The sequence below is a fragment of the Streptococcus sp. HCA-5024 genome (assembly GCF_037890265.1).
In the GTDB taxonomy this organism is placed as follows: Bacteria; Bacillota; Bacilli; order Lactobacillales; family Streptococcaceae; genus Streptococcus; species Streptococcus lingualis.
This window is the reverse complement of the sequence record NZ_JBBKBR010000001.1, coordinates 641807-657215: the sequence shown is the minus strand read 5'-3', so window position 1 is coordinate 657215 and position 15409 is coordinate 641807. Positions and strand designations below refer to the sequence as shown.

General features: G+C 42.3%; 15 protein-coding genes. 13 read left to right on the top strand and 2 right to left on the bottom strand.

What is annotated here, in order from left to right; genetic code table 11:
• The first annotated feature begins 17 nt into the window (after positions 1 to 17).
• The 8 genes from der to greA all read left to right on the top strand — a co-directional run bounded on the left by der (position 18) and on the right by greA (position 10224).
• Complete coding sequence (gene der / locus WKT08_RS03310; protein WP_003005632.1) at positions 18 to 1328, top strand: ribosome biogenesis GTPase Der; 1311 nt, start codon at positions 18 to 20, stop codon at positions 1326 to 1328.
• Positions 1329 to 1926: 598 nt separating this feature from the next.
• The gene (locus WKT08_RS03305; RefSeq protein ID WP_340279988.1) at positions 1927 to 5025 is read left to right on the top strand and encodes an SNF2-related protein; all 3099 of its coding nucleotides are present in this window, start codon (positions 1927 to 1929) and stop codon (positions 5023 to 5025) included.
• A gap of 55 nt (positions 5026 to 5080) precedes the next feature.
• Positions 5081 to 5731: a cystathionine gamma-synthase gene (locus WKT08_RS03300; protein ID WP_155167424.1), complete on the top strand. Its 651-nt coding sequence runs from the start codon at positions 5081 to 5083 to the stop codon at positions 5729 to 5731.
• A gap of 9 nt (positions 5732 to 5740) precedes the next feature.
• Positions 5741 to 7075 (top strand): UDP-N-acetylmuramate--L-alanine ligase, encoded by a 1335-nt coding sequence (gene murC / locus WKT08_RS03295; RefSeq protein WP_155167426.1) that lies wholly within the window; start codon positions 5741 to 5743, stop codon positions 7073 to 7075.
• 81 nt (positions 7076 to 7156) lie between these two features.
• The gene (locus WKT08_RS03290) at positions 7157 to 7573 is read left to right on the top strand and encodes a GNAT family N-acetyltransferase (protein WP_201088017.1); all 417 of its coding nucleotides are present in this window, start codon (positions 7157 to 7159) and stop codon (positions 7571 to 7573) included.
• 12 nt (positions 7574 to 7585) lie between these two features.
• On the top strand, positions 7586 to 8095 hold the full coding sequence (locus WKT08_RS03285) for a GNAT family N-acetyltransferase (protein WP_340280105.1): 510 nt from the start codon (positions 7586 to 7588) through the stop codon (positions 8093 to 8095).
• Between the two features lie 59 nt (positions 8096 to 8154).
• Complete coding sequence (gene mltG / locus WKT08_RS03280) at positions 8155 to 9684, top strand: endolytic transglycosylase MltG (protein ID WP_445330258.1); 1530 nt, start codon at positions 8155 to 8157, stop codon at positions 9682 to 9684.
• A gap of 57 nt (positions 9685 to 9741) precedes the next feature.
• Positions 9742 to 10224 (top strand): transcription elongation factor GreA, encoded by a 483-nt coding sequence (gene greA, locus WKT08_RS03275; RefSeq protein WP_003005389.1) that lies wholly within the window; start codon positions 9742 to 9744, stop codon positions 10222 to 10224.
• A 154-nt stretch (positions 10225 to 10378) separates the two neighbouring features.
• On the opposite strand, the gene yidC is transcribed toward greA, so the two are convergent.
• Both yidC and WKT08_RS03265 read right to left on the bottom strand, forming a co-directional pair.
• Positions 10379 to 11296, bottom strand: a complete 918-nt coding sequence (gene yidC / locus WKT08_RS03270; protein ID WP_340279980.1) for a membrane protein insertase YidC — start codon at positions 11294 to 11296, stop codon at positions 10379 to 10381.
• 77 nt (positions 11297 to 11373) lie between these two features.
• Entirely contained in the window at positions 11374 to 11652 is a 279-nt protein-coding gene (locus WKT08_RS03265) for an acylphosphatase (protein WP_023918900.1), read from the bottom strand.
• Positions 11653 to 11725: 73 nt separating this feature from the next.
• Here WKT08_RS03265 and WKT08_RS03260 point away from each other — a divergent pair, with 73 nt between their 5' ends.
• From WKT08_RS03260 to WKT08_RS03240, 5 genes are all read left to right on the top strand, one after another.
• Positions 11726 to 12472, top strand: a complete 747-nt coding sequence (locus tag WKT08_RS03260; protein WP_155167432.1) for a TrmH family RNA methyltransferase — start codon at positions 11726 to 11728, stop codon at positions 12470 to 12472.
• Positions 12473 to 12554: 82 nt separating this feature from the next.
• Positions 12555 to 13046 carry an HDIG domain-containing metalloprotein gene (locus WKT08_RS03255; protein ID WP_003005617.1) on the top strand — a complete coding sequence of 164 codons (492 nt, stop codon included), beginning with the start codon at positions 12555 to 12557 and terminating at the stop codon, positions 13044 to 13046.
• A 28-nt stretch (positions 13047 to 13074) separates the two neighbouring features.
• Entirely contained in the window at positions 13075 to 13761 is a 687-nt protein-coding gene (locus WKT08_RS03250; protein ID WP_003008369.1) for a Bax inhibitor-1/YccA family protein, read from the top strand.
• A 95-nt stretch (positions 13762 to 13856) separates the two neighbouring features.
• The gene (locus tag WKT08_RS03245) at positions 13857 to 15107 is read left to right on the top strand and encodes a diaminopimelate decarboxylase (RefSeq protein WP_155167434.1); all 1251 of its coding nucleotides are present in this window, start codon (positions 13857 to 13859) and stop codon (positions 15105 to 15107) included.
• A 55-nt stretch (positions 15108 to 15162) separates the two neighbouring features.
• Entirely contained in the window at positions 15163 to 15408 is a 246-nt protein-coding gene (locus WKT08_RS03240) for a YneF family protein (protein ID WP_003013425.1), read from the top strand.
• The last annotated feature ends 1 nt before the right edge of the window (position 15409 follow it).

Below are 15409 nucleotides of genomic sequence, written 5' to 3'. Positions count from 1 at the left end.
TTAGAAAAGAGGAAATCATGGCCCTACCAACTATTGCGATTGTAGGCCGTCCCAATGTCGGAAAATCTACACTCTTTAACCGGATTGCCGGTGAGCGGATTTCCATCGTTGAGGATGTAGAAGGAGTCACTCGTGACCGCATTTATGCAACAGCTGAGTGGTTGAATCGAAAATTTAGTATCATTGATACGGGGGGAATTGATGACGTAGATGCCCCATTTATGGAGCAAATCAAGCATCAAGCAGAAATTGCTATGGACGAAGCAGATGTGATCGTCTTTGTTGTTTCTGGAAAAGAAGGGATCACGGATGCGGATGAATATGTCACTCGTATCTTGTATAAGACCCATAAACCGGTGATTCTTGCAGTCAACAAGGTGGATAACCCAGAGATGCGCAATGATATCTATGACTTTTATGCCTTAGGACTGGGTGAGCCACTACCGGTATCCTCTGTCCACGGGATCGGAACTGGGGATGTGCTCGATGCCATCATTGAAAATCTTCCGAATGAAACAGAAGAAGAAAATCCAGATATCATCAAATTTAGCTTGATTGGTCGTCCAAATGTTGGGAAGTCAAGCTTGATCAATGCGATTCTCGGGGAAGACCGGGTCATCGCAAGCCCGGTTGCTGGAACTACACGGGATGCCATCGATACCCATTTTACCGATGCAGATGGTCAAGAATTTACCATGATCGATACAGCTGGTATGCGCAAATCTGGTAAAATCTATGAAAACACTGAGAAATATTCTGTCATGCGTGCCATGCGTGCCATCGACCGTTCAGATGTGGTTTTGATGGTTATCAATGCCGAAGAAGGGATTCGGGAGTATGATAAGCGGATCGCTGGCTTTGCTCATGAAGCTGGTAAAGGGATGATCATTGTTGTCAACAAATGGGATACTATTGAAAAAGACAACCATACCATGAAGCAGTGGGAAGATGACATTCGTGATCAATTCCAATACCTTTCTTATGCGCCGATTGTTTTTGTCTCTGCCTTAACCAAACAACGCTTGCACAAGTTGCCAGAGATGATCAAACAGATCAGTGAGAGTCAAAATACACGGATTCCTTCAGCTGTCTTGAACGATGTGATTATGGATGCCATTGCCATTAATCCAACTCCGACCGATAAAGGAAAACGCCTCAAGATCTTCTATGCGACACAAGTGGCAACCAAGCCGCCAACTTTTGTGGTCTTTGTTAACGAAGAAGAACTGATGCACTTCTCATACCTCCGTTTCTTGGAGAACCAAATTCGCAAGGCCTTTGTTTTTGAAGGAACTCCAATCCATTTGATTGCGCGAAAACGGAAGTAGGGAATACGAGACAAATGGATCAAAGTGGAGAAGGATATTTCAAATGATAAAACGCTCATTCTTCCAACTATGAAAACAACTAAAAGTAGCGCATAAGCGTTGCTTTTTTTAATAAGCTGGTAAAATGAAGTGGAGGATAGTCAGATGCGTAGTATCATGGTCCGGATATTCTTTATTCCTTATGCTTTTTTTAAGGATGAGTAGAGTAAACTCATGAAGATCATGAGAGCTTTAGGTTTGTGTACTTATTATTTAAAATCTATCTGTATCTCTTGTTTCTCGGTTCGATCGTAAGCTTGGAGCTCTTGATCCTATTGTTGGGGATTTTATTAAAAAATAGGTCGTATTTTTTGTGGGCTATCGGGATCTTTCTCCTCTCTATTTAGCTATTCTGTCTATTGTTCGCTCAGACGGTTAAAAGAGAAAAATCATGGATAGCTGATTGAGGTAACTCTATTACGAAATCAGGTGAAAATCTGGGACAAGACTGTCTCAGTTTTTTCTAAAAGTAAGTTAAAATCCTTTTAATAGTAAAATTATCTTTTCTAATTTTATCTTAAATATGGTATAATAAAGGGATTAATCTAAGGTGGTAAACATGGCAAAATTAATTCCTGGGAAGGTTCGTTCACAAGGGAGCCTTCTCTATGAAGCTGGGAAAGTTTCCCTTCAGGAAGTAAAAGAAAAATACCTGTATTTTCGGGTGGAAGAAGAAAGCTTGCGGTACAGTTTGGACGACGATGCCGTTTTTTGTAGCTGTGCTTTCTTTCAAAAGAAAAAATTCTGTACGCATCTAGCAGCTGTAGAAGCTTTTTTGAAGAATGATGACAGTGGGAAAGCAGCTCTTACAAGCCTTGAAGAAGACGCCACGGCGACTGAAGAAACGCAGGAGAAGGTCTCTTTTGGAAGTTTGTTTTTAGACCAGGTCCTTCCAAAAATCGAAAAGAAAGAAACACGCTATGTCTTATCAGCAGTCGGGCAGGAGGATGAATACTCTGGTCAATTCTTGTGGACTCTTCGCATTCGTCGCTTGCCAGACGAGCGCTCTTATGTGATCAGAGATGTACTAGCTTTTTTGCAGACCCTTCAGAAAGAAGGCCATTTTGCAATTGGCAAAAGTTACTATGAACCCATTTCTTACTTAGAATTTGATGGGTCTAGTCAGGATGTGATCAATTTCCTACAAGGCTTGGTCATAGATAGTGGATCGAAAGAGCAAGATTTCTTTCCCAATGCTGGACGCCATCTTTATTTTCCACCGACTCTCTTTGAAGAAGCTGTAGAATTATTGATGAATTTGGATTCCTTCCTCTTGCAATACAGCATGTACGATTTTTCTGAAGTCTATTTTCAGGATGTCCATGGGGAGGAAGAACTCTTTCATTTTCAGGTGGAAGACCATGGTGATTTTTACGAATTGATCATTACGGAGCCACAAGTGAAGGTTGTCGAGTCTGCTGTTTACCTGTTTCGAAATGGTGTTTTCTATCACCTGACGCCCCAACAGCGAACCCTATGGAAGGCCATCCAAGATCTTCCAATGGATCAGGATCGCAAAAAACGCCTGCATTTTGATCCAACGGATCAAACAAAGCTTTCCTATAGTTTAAAAGAGTTCAAAAAACTGGGGCAAATAACAGCTCCGACCAGCTTTTTAATCCACGATTTCACTCCAGAATTTCATTTTGATCTAGCACAGGACCAGACTGTTTTACTGGATGTTGTCTTTCAATACCAGGATCGTGTGGTGACCACGCGTGAGGAACTCCTCAATCTTCCTTATTCCAGTGATTTCGATAAGGAGCAAGAAGTCCTTTCAACCATGCTAGCAGCAGGTTTTACAGACGACTTTTCTTCCCAAAGAAGTCCTTTATCAAGTGAGCAAATCTATCCATTCTTTCACCAACAGATCCCGACTTTTGAAGCCTTAGGAGAGGTTACCCTCTCTGATAGCCTTTTAGATCTTTATCAAGTGGAGCGTCCAAAAATTGATGTTAAAACCAATGGCAGTCTACTGGAGATCGGTTTTGACTTTGAAAGTGTGGATCCAGCCGAAGTGGACCAGGTCCTCAAAGCTCTAGTAGGGCAAAAAGACTATTTTGTCAGCCATACAGGGAAAGTTCTTGTCTTTGATGAAGAAACCAAGAAGATCAGTCGAGCCTTAGCAGATCTGCGGGCGAAAATGAGCAAGGGTGGGAAACTACAAGCCCGCCGGATTGCCGCTTATCAGCTATCTGATTTGTTGGCAGATCAAGACAATGTTCATTTTTCAGAAGACTTTCGAAATTTAGCTCATGATTTGACTCATCCAGAAGACTTCCAACTCCCTCAGATGACAATCCAAGCGACCCTAAGGGATTACCAAGAAACAGGGGTCAAATGGTTCTCCATGTTAAATCATTATGGTTTTGGTGGTATTTTAGCGGATGATATGGGGCTTGGGAAAACCCTGCAGACTATTTCCTTCTTGACCAGTGTTGCAAAAAAAGAAACTAAAATCTTGATTCTAGCTCCATCTAGTCTCATCTACAATTGGAAACAAGAATTTTCAAAATTCGCTCCTCAGATGGAAGTGGAAGTCGTCTATGGTCTCAAGCAGCACCGAGATGAACTCATCGCAACCAATCCACAGGTAGTTATCACTAGTTACGCGTCTTTCCGTCAAGATGTGGAGGAATACCAGAAGAATCAGTATGAGTACTTGATTCTAGATGAAGCCCAGGTCATGAAAAATGCCCAAACCAAGATTGCCCAACACTTACGTGGCTTTGAGGTTCCGCATGTGTTTGCCTTATCTGGGACACCGATTGAAAATCATGTGGGTGAACTCTGGTCTATTTTCCAAATTGTCCTTCCAGGGCTCTTCCCAGCTAAAAGAGAATTTCAAAAATTGAGTCCTGAGACCATTGCGCGTTTTGTCAAACCTTTCGTCATGAGACGGAAAAAAGATGAAGTGCTCCAAGAATTACCGGACTTAATTGAAACAACATACCACAATGAGTTGGATGAAAGTCAAAAAACGATCTATTTGGCTCAATTAAAACAAATTCAAGATCGGGTTCGAACCTCTAGTGAGGAAGAACTAAATCGGAGCAAGGTGGAAATTCTCTCTGGTCTCATGCGCCTTCGCCAAATCTGTGATACCCCCGCCCTCTTTATGGAAGACTATCAAGGAGATAGTGGGAAATTGGAGAGCCTTCGAGATCTTTTGGGTCAAATCAAGGATGGCGAACACCGGGTTTTGATCTTCTCTCAATTTAGAGGCATGCTGGATATCCTAGAGCAGGAAATTGACCAGCTTGGCATGACCTCCTTCAAAATCACGGGATCCACTCCGGCCAAAGATCGTCAAGAAATGACCAATGCCTTTAATGCAGGTGAGCGTAATGCTTTTCTCATTTCTTTGAAGGCTGGAGGAGTCGGTTTGAACCTCACGGGAGCCGATACCGTCATCCTAGTCGATTTGTGGTGGAATCCTGCAGTGGAAGACCAGGCTATTGGACGTGCCCATCGAATGGGACAGGAACAAAATGTTGAAGTTTACCGTATGATTACTCGTGGCACGATTGAAGAAAAAATCCAGGAACTTCAAGCATCTAAAAGACACTTGGTCTCAACAATTTTAGATGGAACGGAAACACGGTCCAGCTTATCTGTTGAGGAAATTCGTGAGATTCTTGGAATTCAGTCAGAATAGCTTGAAAAATTCTGTGAATAGTTTATAATTAATGGAGTGTCGAAAGGAAGAAAGCATGACAGAAAAATATTTTCCTCAAGTAGGGGATAATGAGTTGATGTTAAAAGAGATGCCCCACATGAACCTGTATGATGAAACAGACTTGATTAGTAACATTACAGGCGACTATGTGGATAAAAATTATTTGGAATGGCAACCGATTGCTGAAAACACCAAACCTAAGCATCCTTACCATCAACCACTAGAAGAGCCCCTACCGAAAAGACGGCCAGTAAGAAAACCTGATTTTAAAGAGCCGATTGATAAAAAAAGTCCTGCCAACCGTTATGCAGAGGAAGCGAGAGAGCGTGCGCGTGAAGATCTGAAAAAGAAACGCACAGCCCCCTATCTGACAACGGATCCAGCAGCTACTACAAGTAAGCGGAAAAAACCGTTTATTTCAGAACGGAAACCTGGTCAGCCAACGGCTCCCTTCCAAAAGGAAAATCCGGGTGAATTATTGAAATATAGCAAACGATTACGACAAGATCAGTTGATCCTTGCAGAGTTCGAATCTGCAGGAGAACCAGAAGTGGCAGAACCGACTGAAAAGAAAAACAATTATGATTTCTTAAAGACTAGCCAAATATACAATAAAGATCAGCACAAGTTGAAACCACAGCCAATCAAACAAGAATTGGATTTAACCCATCTAGATCAAGAATAAGGAGAAAACATGTCTAATACATACCATTTTATTGGAATTAAAGGAGCAGGGATGAGTGCTTTAGCCCTCATGCTTCACCAAATGGGACATACGGTTCAAGGGTCAGATGTTGAGAAGTATTACTTTACGCAACGTGGCTTGGAACAAGCAGGAATTCAAATTTATCCATTTGATGTGAAAAATTTGGAAGGCGACAAGATCCTCATTGCTGGGAATGCTTTCCGTCCAGATAACAATGTGGAAATTGCTTATGCAGATGAGCATGGCCTAAACTATAAACGCTACCATGAATTCCTTGGTGAATTTATGCGTGACTTCGTCAGCATGGGGGTTGCCGGAGCACACGGAAAAACCTCAACAACAGGGATGCTTTCGCATGTCTTATCAAATATCACTGATACCAGTTATTTGATTGGTGACGGGACAGGTCGTGGCTCTGCAGCAGCCAAATACTTTGTATTTGAATCAGATGAGTATGAACGCCACTTTATGCCTTACCATCCGGAATACAGCATCATTACCAATATTGACTTCGACCATCCAGACTATTTCACGAGCTTGGAAGATGTCTTTAATGCCTTTAATGATTATGCCAAACAAATCAGTAAAGGCCTCTTCATCTACGGAGAAGACAAAGAATTGCGTCGGATTACCTCATCAGCACCAATTTATTACTATGGTTTTGATAAGGAGACGAACGATTTTGTGGCAAGCAACCTGCTTCGTTCAACGACTGGTTCAACCTTCAACGTTCATTTCCGTGGAGAAGACTTGGGGCAATTCCATATCCCAACATTTGGTCGTCACAACATCATGAATGCCACAGCTGTCATTGGCTTGCTTTACATTGCAGGATTTGACTTAGATTTAGTCCGCGAACATTTGAAGACCTTTGCTGGCGTGAAACGTCGCTTCACTGAAAAAGTAGTCAATGGAACAGTGATCATCGATGACTTTGCGCATCATCCAACGGAAATTATTGCAACCTTGGATGCGGCCCGTCAAAAATACCCAAGCAAAGAGATTGTGGCCATTTTCCAACCACATACCTTTACACGGACCATTGCCTTGTTAGATGAATTTGCAGAAGCGTTGAATCAAGCAGATGCTGTTTACTTGGCACAGATCTATGGCTCTGCGCGTGAAGTTGATCACGGCGATGTGAAAGTTGAAGATTTGGAAGCAAAAATTGTCAAACGCTCAGCGATTATTACAGCTGAGAATGTTTCTCCTCTTCTTGACCATGATAATGCAGTCTATGTCTTTATGGGAGCAGGAGATATTCAAACCTATGAATACTCATTTGAGCGTTTATTATCTAGTTTGACACATAGTGTACAATAAGAGATGATTGAGTCTGGAATCGATTGGTTCCAGACTCAAATTTATCTGTCCACTGAAGGAGTATGAGATGAGGAAAGCAGGATGATGATTCGATCAATCACCCCAGCTGATCAAGAACAGCTGGGCTTGCTAGAAGAAGAACTTCATGACAATGAAGGAAAGGAGCACAGGGCCACTCTTGAGGAAGCGCTAGGTTCGAAGGAAGCCATTTCTTTGCTTGCAGAGCAGGCGGGGGATGCTGTGGCTTACTTGTTGGCGACAGAAGACCAGCCTTTAAAAAGAGACCTAATTGTATTGCGACTAGCAGTGAGACCAGCCTTTCAAGGTCAAGGCTATGGTTCTATTTTGATCGCTGCTTTAAAGGATCTAGCTGTTCAAAAGGAAAAGGAAGCCATTTGGATCGATTGCCCAGAAGACTTACTATCTTATTTTTCCCAGCAAGGATTTCGAGATGAAGCTGAGTCTGATCGAGGTGTCCATATGGTTTGGGAACGATAGAAGGAGTAAATGATGAAAGAAAAGATTCACATTAGACAGGCAGAGCTGCAGGATTTGGATGCCATCGAGCGCATTGAGCTTGAAAATTTCTCAGAAGAAGAAGCGATTGCGCGTGAGATTTTAAAAGATCACATCGAAAAGATTCAAACGACATTTCTTGTAGCAGAGTGCCGAGGTCAGATTTTAGGCTATTTAGAAGGACCTGTTAGACTGGAGCGCTATTTGATCGATTCCTCTTTTTCAGAGGTTGAAGATCTAAGTCAGTTAGAACAGGGCTTTATTTCCATTACGAGTCTATCCATTGCTAAAGAAGCTCAAGGACTGGGAGTGGGAACCCTTTTGCTTGAAGCGATGAAAGAGATTGCGATTAAGGATGGCCGTCAAGGGATCAATTTGACCTGTCATGATTATTTGATCCCTTATTACGAAAAGCAAGGATTTACCAATGAAGGTCTTTCAGAATCCCAATATGCGGGTGAAGTTTGGTACAATCTGGTCTGGGAAAATGAAAACCTTGATTAAATAGGTATTTTGAAGAAGAAGGGCGATTTGTATTGCTTTTCTAAATCTTTTAAGATATAATATTAAGGATTATGATGAGGGAGGTCAATTATTTGACTGATAAATCACAAGACAGTGAGAAGTTATTAAGCTTCAAAGAGCAGATCCTCAGAGACTTAGAAGAGGCCAATGAGCAACTTCTAAAGATCGAAAAAGAGTATGATCTACCTGATCGAAGCATTGAAACCCCTTCTTCACTGAAAGAGGAGGAAGAAGCAACACCACCTCCAAAAGTAGAAGAATCTGCGTTGGCTCCCAAAGAAGAACCAGTGGAGCCGGTAAAGGCGACTCCTGCTGTGGAAGAAAAGAGTGAGCTTACAAAGCCTGCTAAAAAAGAACCAAGTCAGGAACCGGTAGAGGAAAGCTTATCGCGCTCTTCTCGTAACCAGCGCCAACAAAAACAAAAGAAACAAAATAAAATCGCTAAACGAATTGTGCGGACAGTGGTCAGCCTTTTGCTGATTGTGATCGTGGCTACAGGGATCTTTGCTGTGACCTATATCCATTCAGCTGTCAAGCCGATGGATAAAAATGCAACAGAATTCGTAACGGTTGAGATTCCAGCAGGTTCAAGTAATCGTGAGATTGGCGCGATCCTTGAGAAAAAAGGACTCGTGAAAAATGGTCAGTTCTTTAACTACTATACCAAGTTCAAGAACTATAGCAATTTCAAATCTGGTTATTTCAATTTGCAAAAGAGCATGGATCTAGAAACCATCATCCAAAAACTGCAAGAAGAGGGAACCAAAACTCCTCAGGCTCCAGTTCTTGGAAAGGTCACGATTCCAGAAGGTTATACGATCGATCAGATTGCGACGGCTATCACCACCGATGTCTCCACTAAGAAGGCAGGCAAGACTCCATTTAAGAAAGAAGATTTCTTGAAGGCTGTCCAAGACGATGCCTTTATTGAGAAGATGGTGGCCAAATATCCTAAGCTCTTGGCGAATCTGCCAAGTAAGGATTCTGGTGTTCGTTACCGTTTAGAAGGTTATCTCTTCCCAGCAACTTATAACTATGGGAAAGATACCACAGTGAAAGAGATGATCGATCAGATGCTTGCGGCAATGGATCAAAACTTAAGCCCATACTATGAAACACTTGAGAGCAAGAACATCAATGTAAACGAAGTATTGACTCTTGCTTCCTTGGTTGAAAAAGAAGGGGCGACGGATCAGGACCGCAAAGATATCGCGAGTGTCTTCTATAACCGTTTGAACCAAGACATGCCTTTGCAAAGTAATATTGCAATTCTTTATGCAGAAGGGAAACTTGGTCAAAAGACGACCTTAAAAGAAGATGCAACGATCAATACAGAGCTGGATTCACCTTATAATATTTATAAGAATACCGGCTTGATGCCTGGCCCAGTGGATAACCCTGGAGTATCAGCGATCGAAGCGGCGGTGAACCCAAGTAAGACCGATTACTTGTATTTTGTCGCAAATGTCGAAAATGGTGAAGTTTTCTTCGCTAAGACATACGAAGAACACAATAAAAATGTTGAAGAACATGTCAATAGTAAATTGACACAAGCAAGTTCAAACTAGAAAAAGCATGTGGCGCGTCCACAGCTTTTTCATTCAAATAATAGAAAGAGAAGAATAATGGCAGAAAAAACATACCCAATGACCCTAGCAGAAAAAGAAAAATTGGAACAAGAATTAGAAGAATTGAAATTGGTCCGTCGACCTGAAGTGGTGGAACGGATTAAGATCGCTCGTTCGTATGGTGACCTCTCAGAAAACTCTGAGTACGAAGCAGCAAAAGATGAACAAGCTTTTGTGGAAGGTCAAATCTCTAGCTTGGAAACAAAAATCCGTTATGCGGAAATCGTCGATAGTGACGCTGTTGCAGTAGACGAAGTAGCGATTGGAAAAACCGTTACAGTTCAAGAAGTTGGCGAAACAGATGAAGAAGTATACAGCATCGTTGGTTCAGCAGGGGCAGATGCCTTTGCAGGAAAGATTTCTAACGAAAGCCCAATCGGTCACGCTTTGATTGGTAAGAAGACAGGTGACGTTGTCACTGTTGAGACACCAGCTGGAAGCTACCAAGTGAAAATTTTGAACGTAGAAAAAACAGCGTAACTATAAAACGCAAGCCCTCCAAGAGGGCTTGTTTTTTTGTGCTCTTAATCTTTTTGTGAGAGTGAAAATTCTTTGCTGACTGAACGATATCAAAAAAAGCACTTGAACCTTGGGTTCAAGTGCTACTGTATACCGCTAGAATTAGTAGTTTGTACTACTTTCTATTGCGTTGTTTTCCTGCATTGCGGTTATTTTTTGGTTTGTGTTGGATTTGTGTGGCCGCAGTTGGTGTGACATCTTTTTTCACGCGGTGACTAGTCGCTTTTGGAGGATTGTTTTTGTATTCCTCAGCGACGCGCTTGCGAAGATTTGGACGAATCAAGTAGTTGATGACAAATTGTTGGATAATTTGGATCACCCCACCGACTACCCAGTAAAGAGTCACTCCGGCTGAAGAGATCAATGAGAAGACACCGATCATAATCGGACTCATCAGTGATGCTTTGCGCATGCTTTCCTTTTGGGTTTCATCTTCAATTCCATGAAGAGAGAGCATACTTTGGATATAGTAAAGAACTGCTACGATTGCTGTCAAGAGCAAGCTTGGTTTGCCGAGAGCAATGCCAAGGAAGCTACTATCTGCTACCCCTTTGGTGTGTTGAGCTGCAAAGAAGAGAGCTGAGAAGAATGGCATTTGGATCAAGAGTGGCAAACACCCAACTCCACCAAACATGCTAACTCCATTTTCACGTTGAGCAGCCATTAATTCCTGTTGCGCCAATAGCTTTTCTTCTTGTGTGCTAGCGTTCTTCATGCGCTCTTGGATTGGCCCAAGGATAGGTTTTAAGTAGTTCATCTTTTCAGATTGGTAGGTTGCCTTCCATGATTGGTACAAACCAAGTGGCAAGATGATTAACCGCACGATCAAGGTGACGATAATAATCCCGATCCCAAAGCCCAAGCCAAGGTTGTTGGCAAAGAATTTGATGGCTTCGCCCATCGGACGGCCAAGAAGATTCCAGATCAATCCAGTCGGATTTCCAGTTTTCCGATCGACACTCACGCATCCTGACAAGAAGACAAGCGAAGCTAGTCCCATCGATGCAAGTAATGCAAGTTTATTTTTTTTCACAAATAGTTCCTTCTTTTTTAAAATGTTACCTTTCTATTCTACTGTTTTTTTTTAAAATACACAATAGTTCTCTAGTCTTAATTTGCAATTTTAAAGTCTGTATAGTTTTCAAAGTTTGCGAGCGTAACATCTAAATAAGTTACATGTGCAAAAGGTGTAGGACCTTTGCGAATTTCTTGAATGAATTTGGCCATTTGGCTACTAGACTCTGCCTGGGCCAGAATGCCAACCGTTCCGTCGTCATTATTCCAGACACGGCCAGTAATCCCACCGATCTCTAAAGCAAGACTGTACACTCCCCAGCGAAAGCCAACCCCTTGAACCCGTCCTTGGGCAATCATTTTTACCTTTTGCATGTGCGACCTCCTTGACTCGAAGAAATCTATCTGAGGCATGATTTCTTCTTTTTCTTTGTGCTATAATAGTTCTATGAATATTATAACGTCTAAATCCAATAATGTAATCAAAAATGCTAAAAAATTACATCAAAAAAAATACCGGACAGATTCTTATCTCATTGAAGGCTGGCATCTGTTTGAAGAAGCAGTAGAAAATCAAGCGAAGATTCAGCAGGTCTTTGTTTTAGAAGCCTATTTAGACCGGGTAGAGGACATCCAAAAAGTCACCGTCGTGACTCCGGAGATCTTAAGTCTCTTGGCAGATTCGAAGACTCCGCAAGGGATTGTCGCAGAGATCGCTCTGGATCAGCCAGAGCTTCCGGATCAGCTTCAAGGACGCTTCCTCTATTTGGAGGATGTACAGGATCCTGGCAATGTAGGGACGATGATTCGAACAGCAGATGCAGCAGGTTTTGATGGCGTCATGCTTTCGAAAGCCTCCGCAGATCTATACAGTCTCAAGACCCTTCGATCCATGCAGGGCAGTCATTTCCATATTCCTATCTGGAAACTGGATCGAGAAGAACTATTGGAGCGAGCTGCGCAATCTCATCTAGCAGTTCTCGCAACGACGCTTTCAGAAGCTTCCATTGACTACCGTCAGCTTTCTCAGACCGATCAGTTTATTCTGGTTATGGGGAATGAAGGAAATGGCATCAGCCAGGAAATGGCGGCACAAGCAGACCAGCTGGTTCATATTCCTATGCCAGGTCGGGCCGAGAGTTTGAATGTTGCAGTGGCAGCAGGAATTTTGATGTTTTCTTTAAGGAAATTTTGAGAAAAAGAAGTATACTTAACCTGTAAGAAGAAGTTGATGGAGATCTTATTGGGAGAGCTTATCAACGAAAGGTGGTTATCTTATGCAATATCATCGTGACAAAGAATACATGACCTATGTAGGCCATCTGATCCAGCATCCTAAGGTTCAAAAATTAGCCGACATTCCCCACCATATTCATTCCAATCGTTTGGAGCATTCCATTCATGTTAGCTATACTAGTTATAAATTGGCAAAAAAATTTGGCTGGGATGCCAAAAGTACGGCTCGGGGTGGGCTCTTGCATGACCTCTTTTACTATGATTGGCGCGAGACCAAGTTTACCAAGAGTCACGCCTGGATCCATCCCCGCATCGCCGTGAGAAATGCGCGAAAGATTACAGATCTCAATGCCAAGGAAGAAGACATCATCATTAAACACATGTGGGGAGCTACCCTTGCCCCGCCTCGCTACAAAGAATCCTTCGTAGTGACCATGGTGGATAAATACTGGGCTGTTAAAGAAGCTTCAGAACCATGGCGTAAAAAGATGGCTAAAAGGAGATTTTTTCATCGAAAAATGTTAAAATCGTAGTAAACAAATTTGAAAGGAACTTGTTAATATGTATAATGATTCAGTAATCCAAGAACAAAGTGGATTGAATGCTTTTTATAACAAAATCTACTCATTAGTTGGGATCGGTGTGGGGATTTCAGCCCTTGTGTCTGGCCTGATGATGACAGTCTTTCAAGACTTCTTCGTACAAATCTTGACAACCGCACCAATGGTTTACTACGCAGCAGTGGTTGTAGAATTGATCTTGGTCTTTGTTGCAAGTGGGAAGGCTGTTAAAAATAGCCCGTCTGCTCTTCCGATCTTCTTGATCTACTCAGCTTTGAATGGCTTTACCTTGAGCTTTATCATTGCTCGCTACATGCAAGCAACTGTCTATAAGGCTTTCTTGGTCAGTGCCTTGATGTTTATTGTCATGGGAGCTATCGGACGCGTCGTGAAAAAAGACCTGTCTGGAATGGGACGTGCCTTGATGGGAGTCTTGATCGGTGTGATCATTGCTTCTGTTGTGAACATGTTCTTGAGAAGTTCTGGAATGGACTATATCTTGAGTATTATCTCTGTCTTCCTCTTTGCAGGATTGACAGCTTGGGATAACCAAAAGATTCGCTATGTCTATGATCAAACAAATGGTCAACCTGCTACAGGTTGGGCAGTAGCGATGGCTTTGGAACTTTATCTTGACTTTATCAACCTCTTTATCAGCCTTCTTCGTATCTTCGGAAGAAACGACTAATCAAAGAGAGATTGAGCTGGGGCAGTTGCCTCGGCTTTTTTTGTCTTTCGACTTGTGCTATACTAATAGTGACTAAAGAATAGAAATGAGCGCTTATGAAAACACCCTTTGTAACCCGTGAACAATTAGAAAGTCTGACCCAAGAATTTCCTACCCCTTTCCATCTCTATGATGAAGCAGGAATTCGTGAAACGGCTCGTGCTCTCCATCAAGCTTTTGCTTGGAATGAAGGTTTTAAAGAATACTTTGCCATCAAGGCGACTCCTAACCCATCGATCCTAAAAATTTTGCAAGAAGAGGGCTGTGGTGTCGACACCGCCAGCTACGTGGAATTGTTAATGGCGGATAAACTGGGCTTTAGTGGAAAAGAGATCATGTTTTCTTCTAACAATACGCCAGCAGATGAATTTGTCTATGCTAGAGAATTAGGGGCAACGATCAATCTGGACGCCTATGAAGACATTGCTTTCTTGAAGTCTGTGACTAGCATTCCCAAGGTCATTTCTTGCCGCTATAATCCTGGTGGAGTTTTTGAACTGGGAACCGATATTATGGACAATCCTGAAGAAGCCAAGTTTGGAATGACCAAGGAGCAATTGATCCAAGCCTTTATCGAGTTGAAAGAACTAGGTGTGGAAGAGTTTGGCATTCACGCTTTATTAGCTTCTAATACTGTATCCAACGACTACTATCCAGAGCTAGCGCGTCAACTTTTTGAATTAGCAGTAGAAGTCGTCGAGAAAACAGGTGTCCACTTGGGCTTCATCAACCTTTCTGGTGGGGTTGGGGTCAATTACAAGCCAGAGCAAGAACCAAATGATATTGCCATTATTGGGGAGGGCGTACACCGCGTCTTTGATGCGATTCTCAAACCGGCAGGACTTGGTCATGTGAAAATCTATACCGAGCTTGGTCGCTTTATGCTGGCTTCACACGGCCTCTTAGTAACCAGAGTGACGCATAAAAAGAAAACTTACCGGACTTATGTCGGGGTTGATGCTTCAGCTGTGAACCTTCTTAGACCGGCTATGTACGGTGCTTATCACCATATTACCAATATGGATCGTCCAGAGGAACTGACTGAAGTGGTCGATGTCGTGGGAAGTCTCTGTGAGAATAACGATAAATTTGCCAAACAACGAGAACTACCTGTGACGGAGATTGGAGATTTGCTCGTGATCCATGACACTGGAGCCCATGGATTTTCAATGGGGTATCAGTACAATGCTAAGTTGCGTTCAGCAGAAGTTTTGCTTCAAGAAGATGGGCAGGCCCGTTTGATTCGTCGCGCAGAAAAACCAGAAGATTATCTTGCGACACTCTACGGCTTTGACATTGAAAAATAAGCGATTGTCTGATATAATGATAGTTATGTAAAAATAATGGATCGGAGAAAATTTTATGAATCTCTTTTTAGGAATTTTGTTGATTATTTTAGCTTTCTTTGGTGGGATGATTGCAGGAATGTTCTTGCTTCGTCGTCAATTTGAAAAAGAATTTGCATCAAACCCACGTTTGAATGTTGAAGCAGTCCGTACGCTTTTAGGTGCCAGCGGCCAACGTCCAAGCGAAGCAAAAGTTCAACAAGTCTATCGCCAAATTGTGAACCAACAAAAATCAGCAATGGCGAAAAACAAGAAAAAATAAG

Bases quoted from the DNA above. Each gene is read 5' to 3' on its own strand.
- der (WP_003005632.1), top strand. From the start codon at position 18: ATGGCCCTACCAACTATTGCGATTGTAGGCCGTCCCAATGTCGGAAAA.
- WKT08_RS03305 (WP_340279988.1), top strand. From the start codon at position 1,927: ATGGCAAAATTAATTCCTGGGAAGGTTCGTTCACAAGGGAGCCTTCTC.
- WKT08_RS03300 (WP_155167424.1), top strand. From the start codon at position 5,081: ATGACAGAAAAATATTTTCCTCAAGTAGGGGATAATGAGTTGATGTTA.
- murC (WP_155167426.1), top strand. From the start codon at position 5,741: ATGTCTAATACATACCATTTTATTGGAATTAAAGGAGCAGGGATGAGT.
- WKT08_RS03290 (WP_201088017.1), top strand. From the start codon at position 7,157: ATGATGATTCGATCAATCACCCCAGCTGATCAAGAACAGCTGGGCTTG.
- WKT08_RS03285 (WP_340280105.1), top strand. From the start codon at position 7,586: ATGAAAGAAAAGATTCACATTAGACAGGCAGAGCTGCAGGATTTGGAT.
- greA (WP_003005389.1), top strand. From the start codon at position 9,742: ATGGCAGAAAAAACATACCCAATGACCCTAGCAGAAAAAGAAAAATTG.
- WKT08_RS03265 (WP_023918900.1), bottom strand. From the start codon at position 11,652: ATGCAAAAGGTAAAAATGATTGCCCAAGGACGGGTTCAAGGGGTTGGC.
- WKT08_RS03260 (WP_155167432.1), top strand. From the start codon at position 11,726: ATGAATATTATAACGTCTAAATCCAATAATGTAATCAAAAATGCTAAA.
- WKT08_RS03255 (WP_003005617.1), top strand. From the start codon at position 12,555: ATGCAATATCATCGTGACAAAGAATACATGACCTATGTAGGCCATCTG.
- WKT08_RS03250 (WP_003008369.1), top strand. From the start codon at position 13,075: ATGTATAATGATTCAGTAATCCAAGAACAAAGTGGATTGAATGCTTTT.
- WKT08_RS03245 (WP_155167434.1), top strand. From the start codon at position 13,857: ATGAAAACACCCTTTGTAACCCGTGAACAATTAGAAAGTCTGACCCAA.
- WKT08_RS03240 (WP_003013425.1), top strand. From the start codon at position 15,163: ATGAATCTCTTTTTAGGAATTTTGTTGATTATTTTAGCTTTCTTTGGT.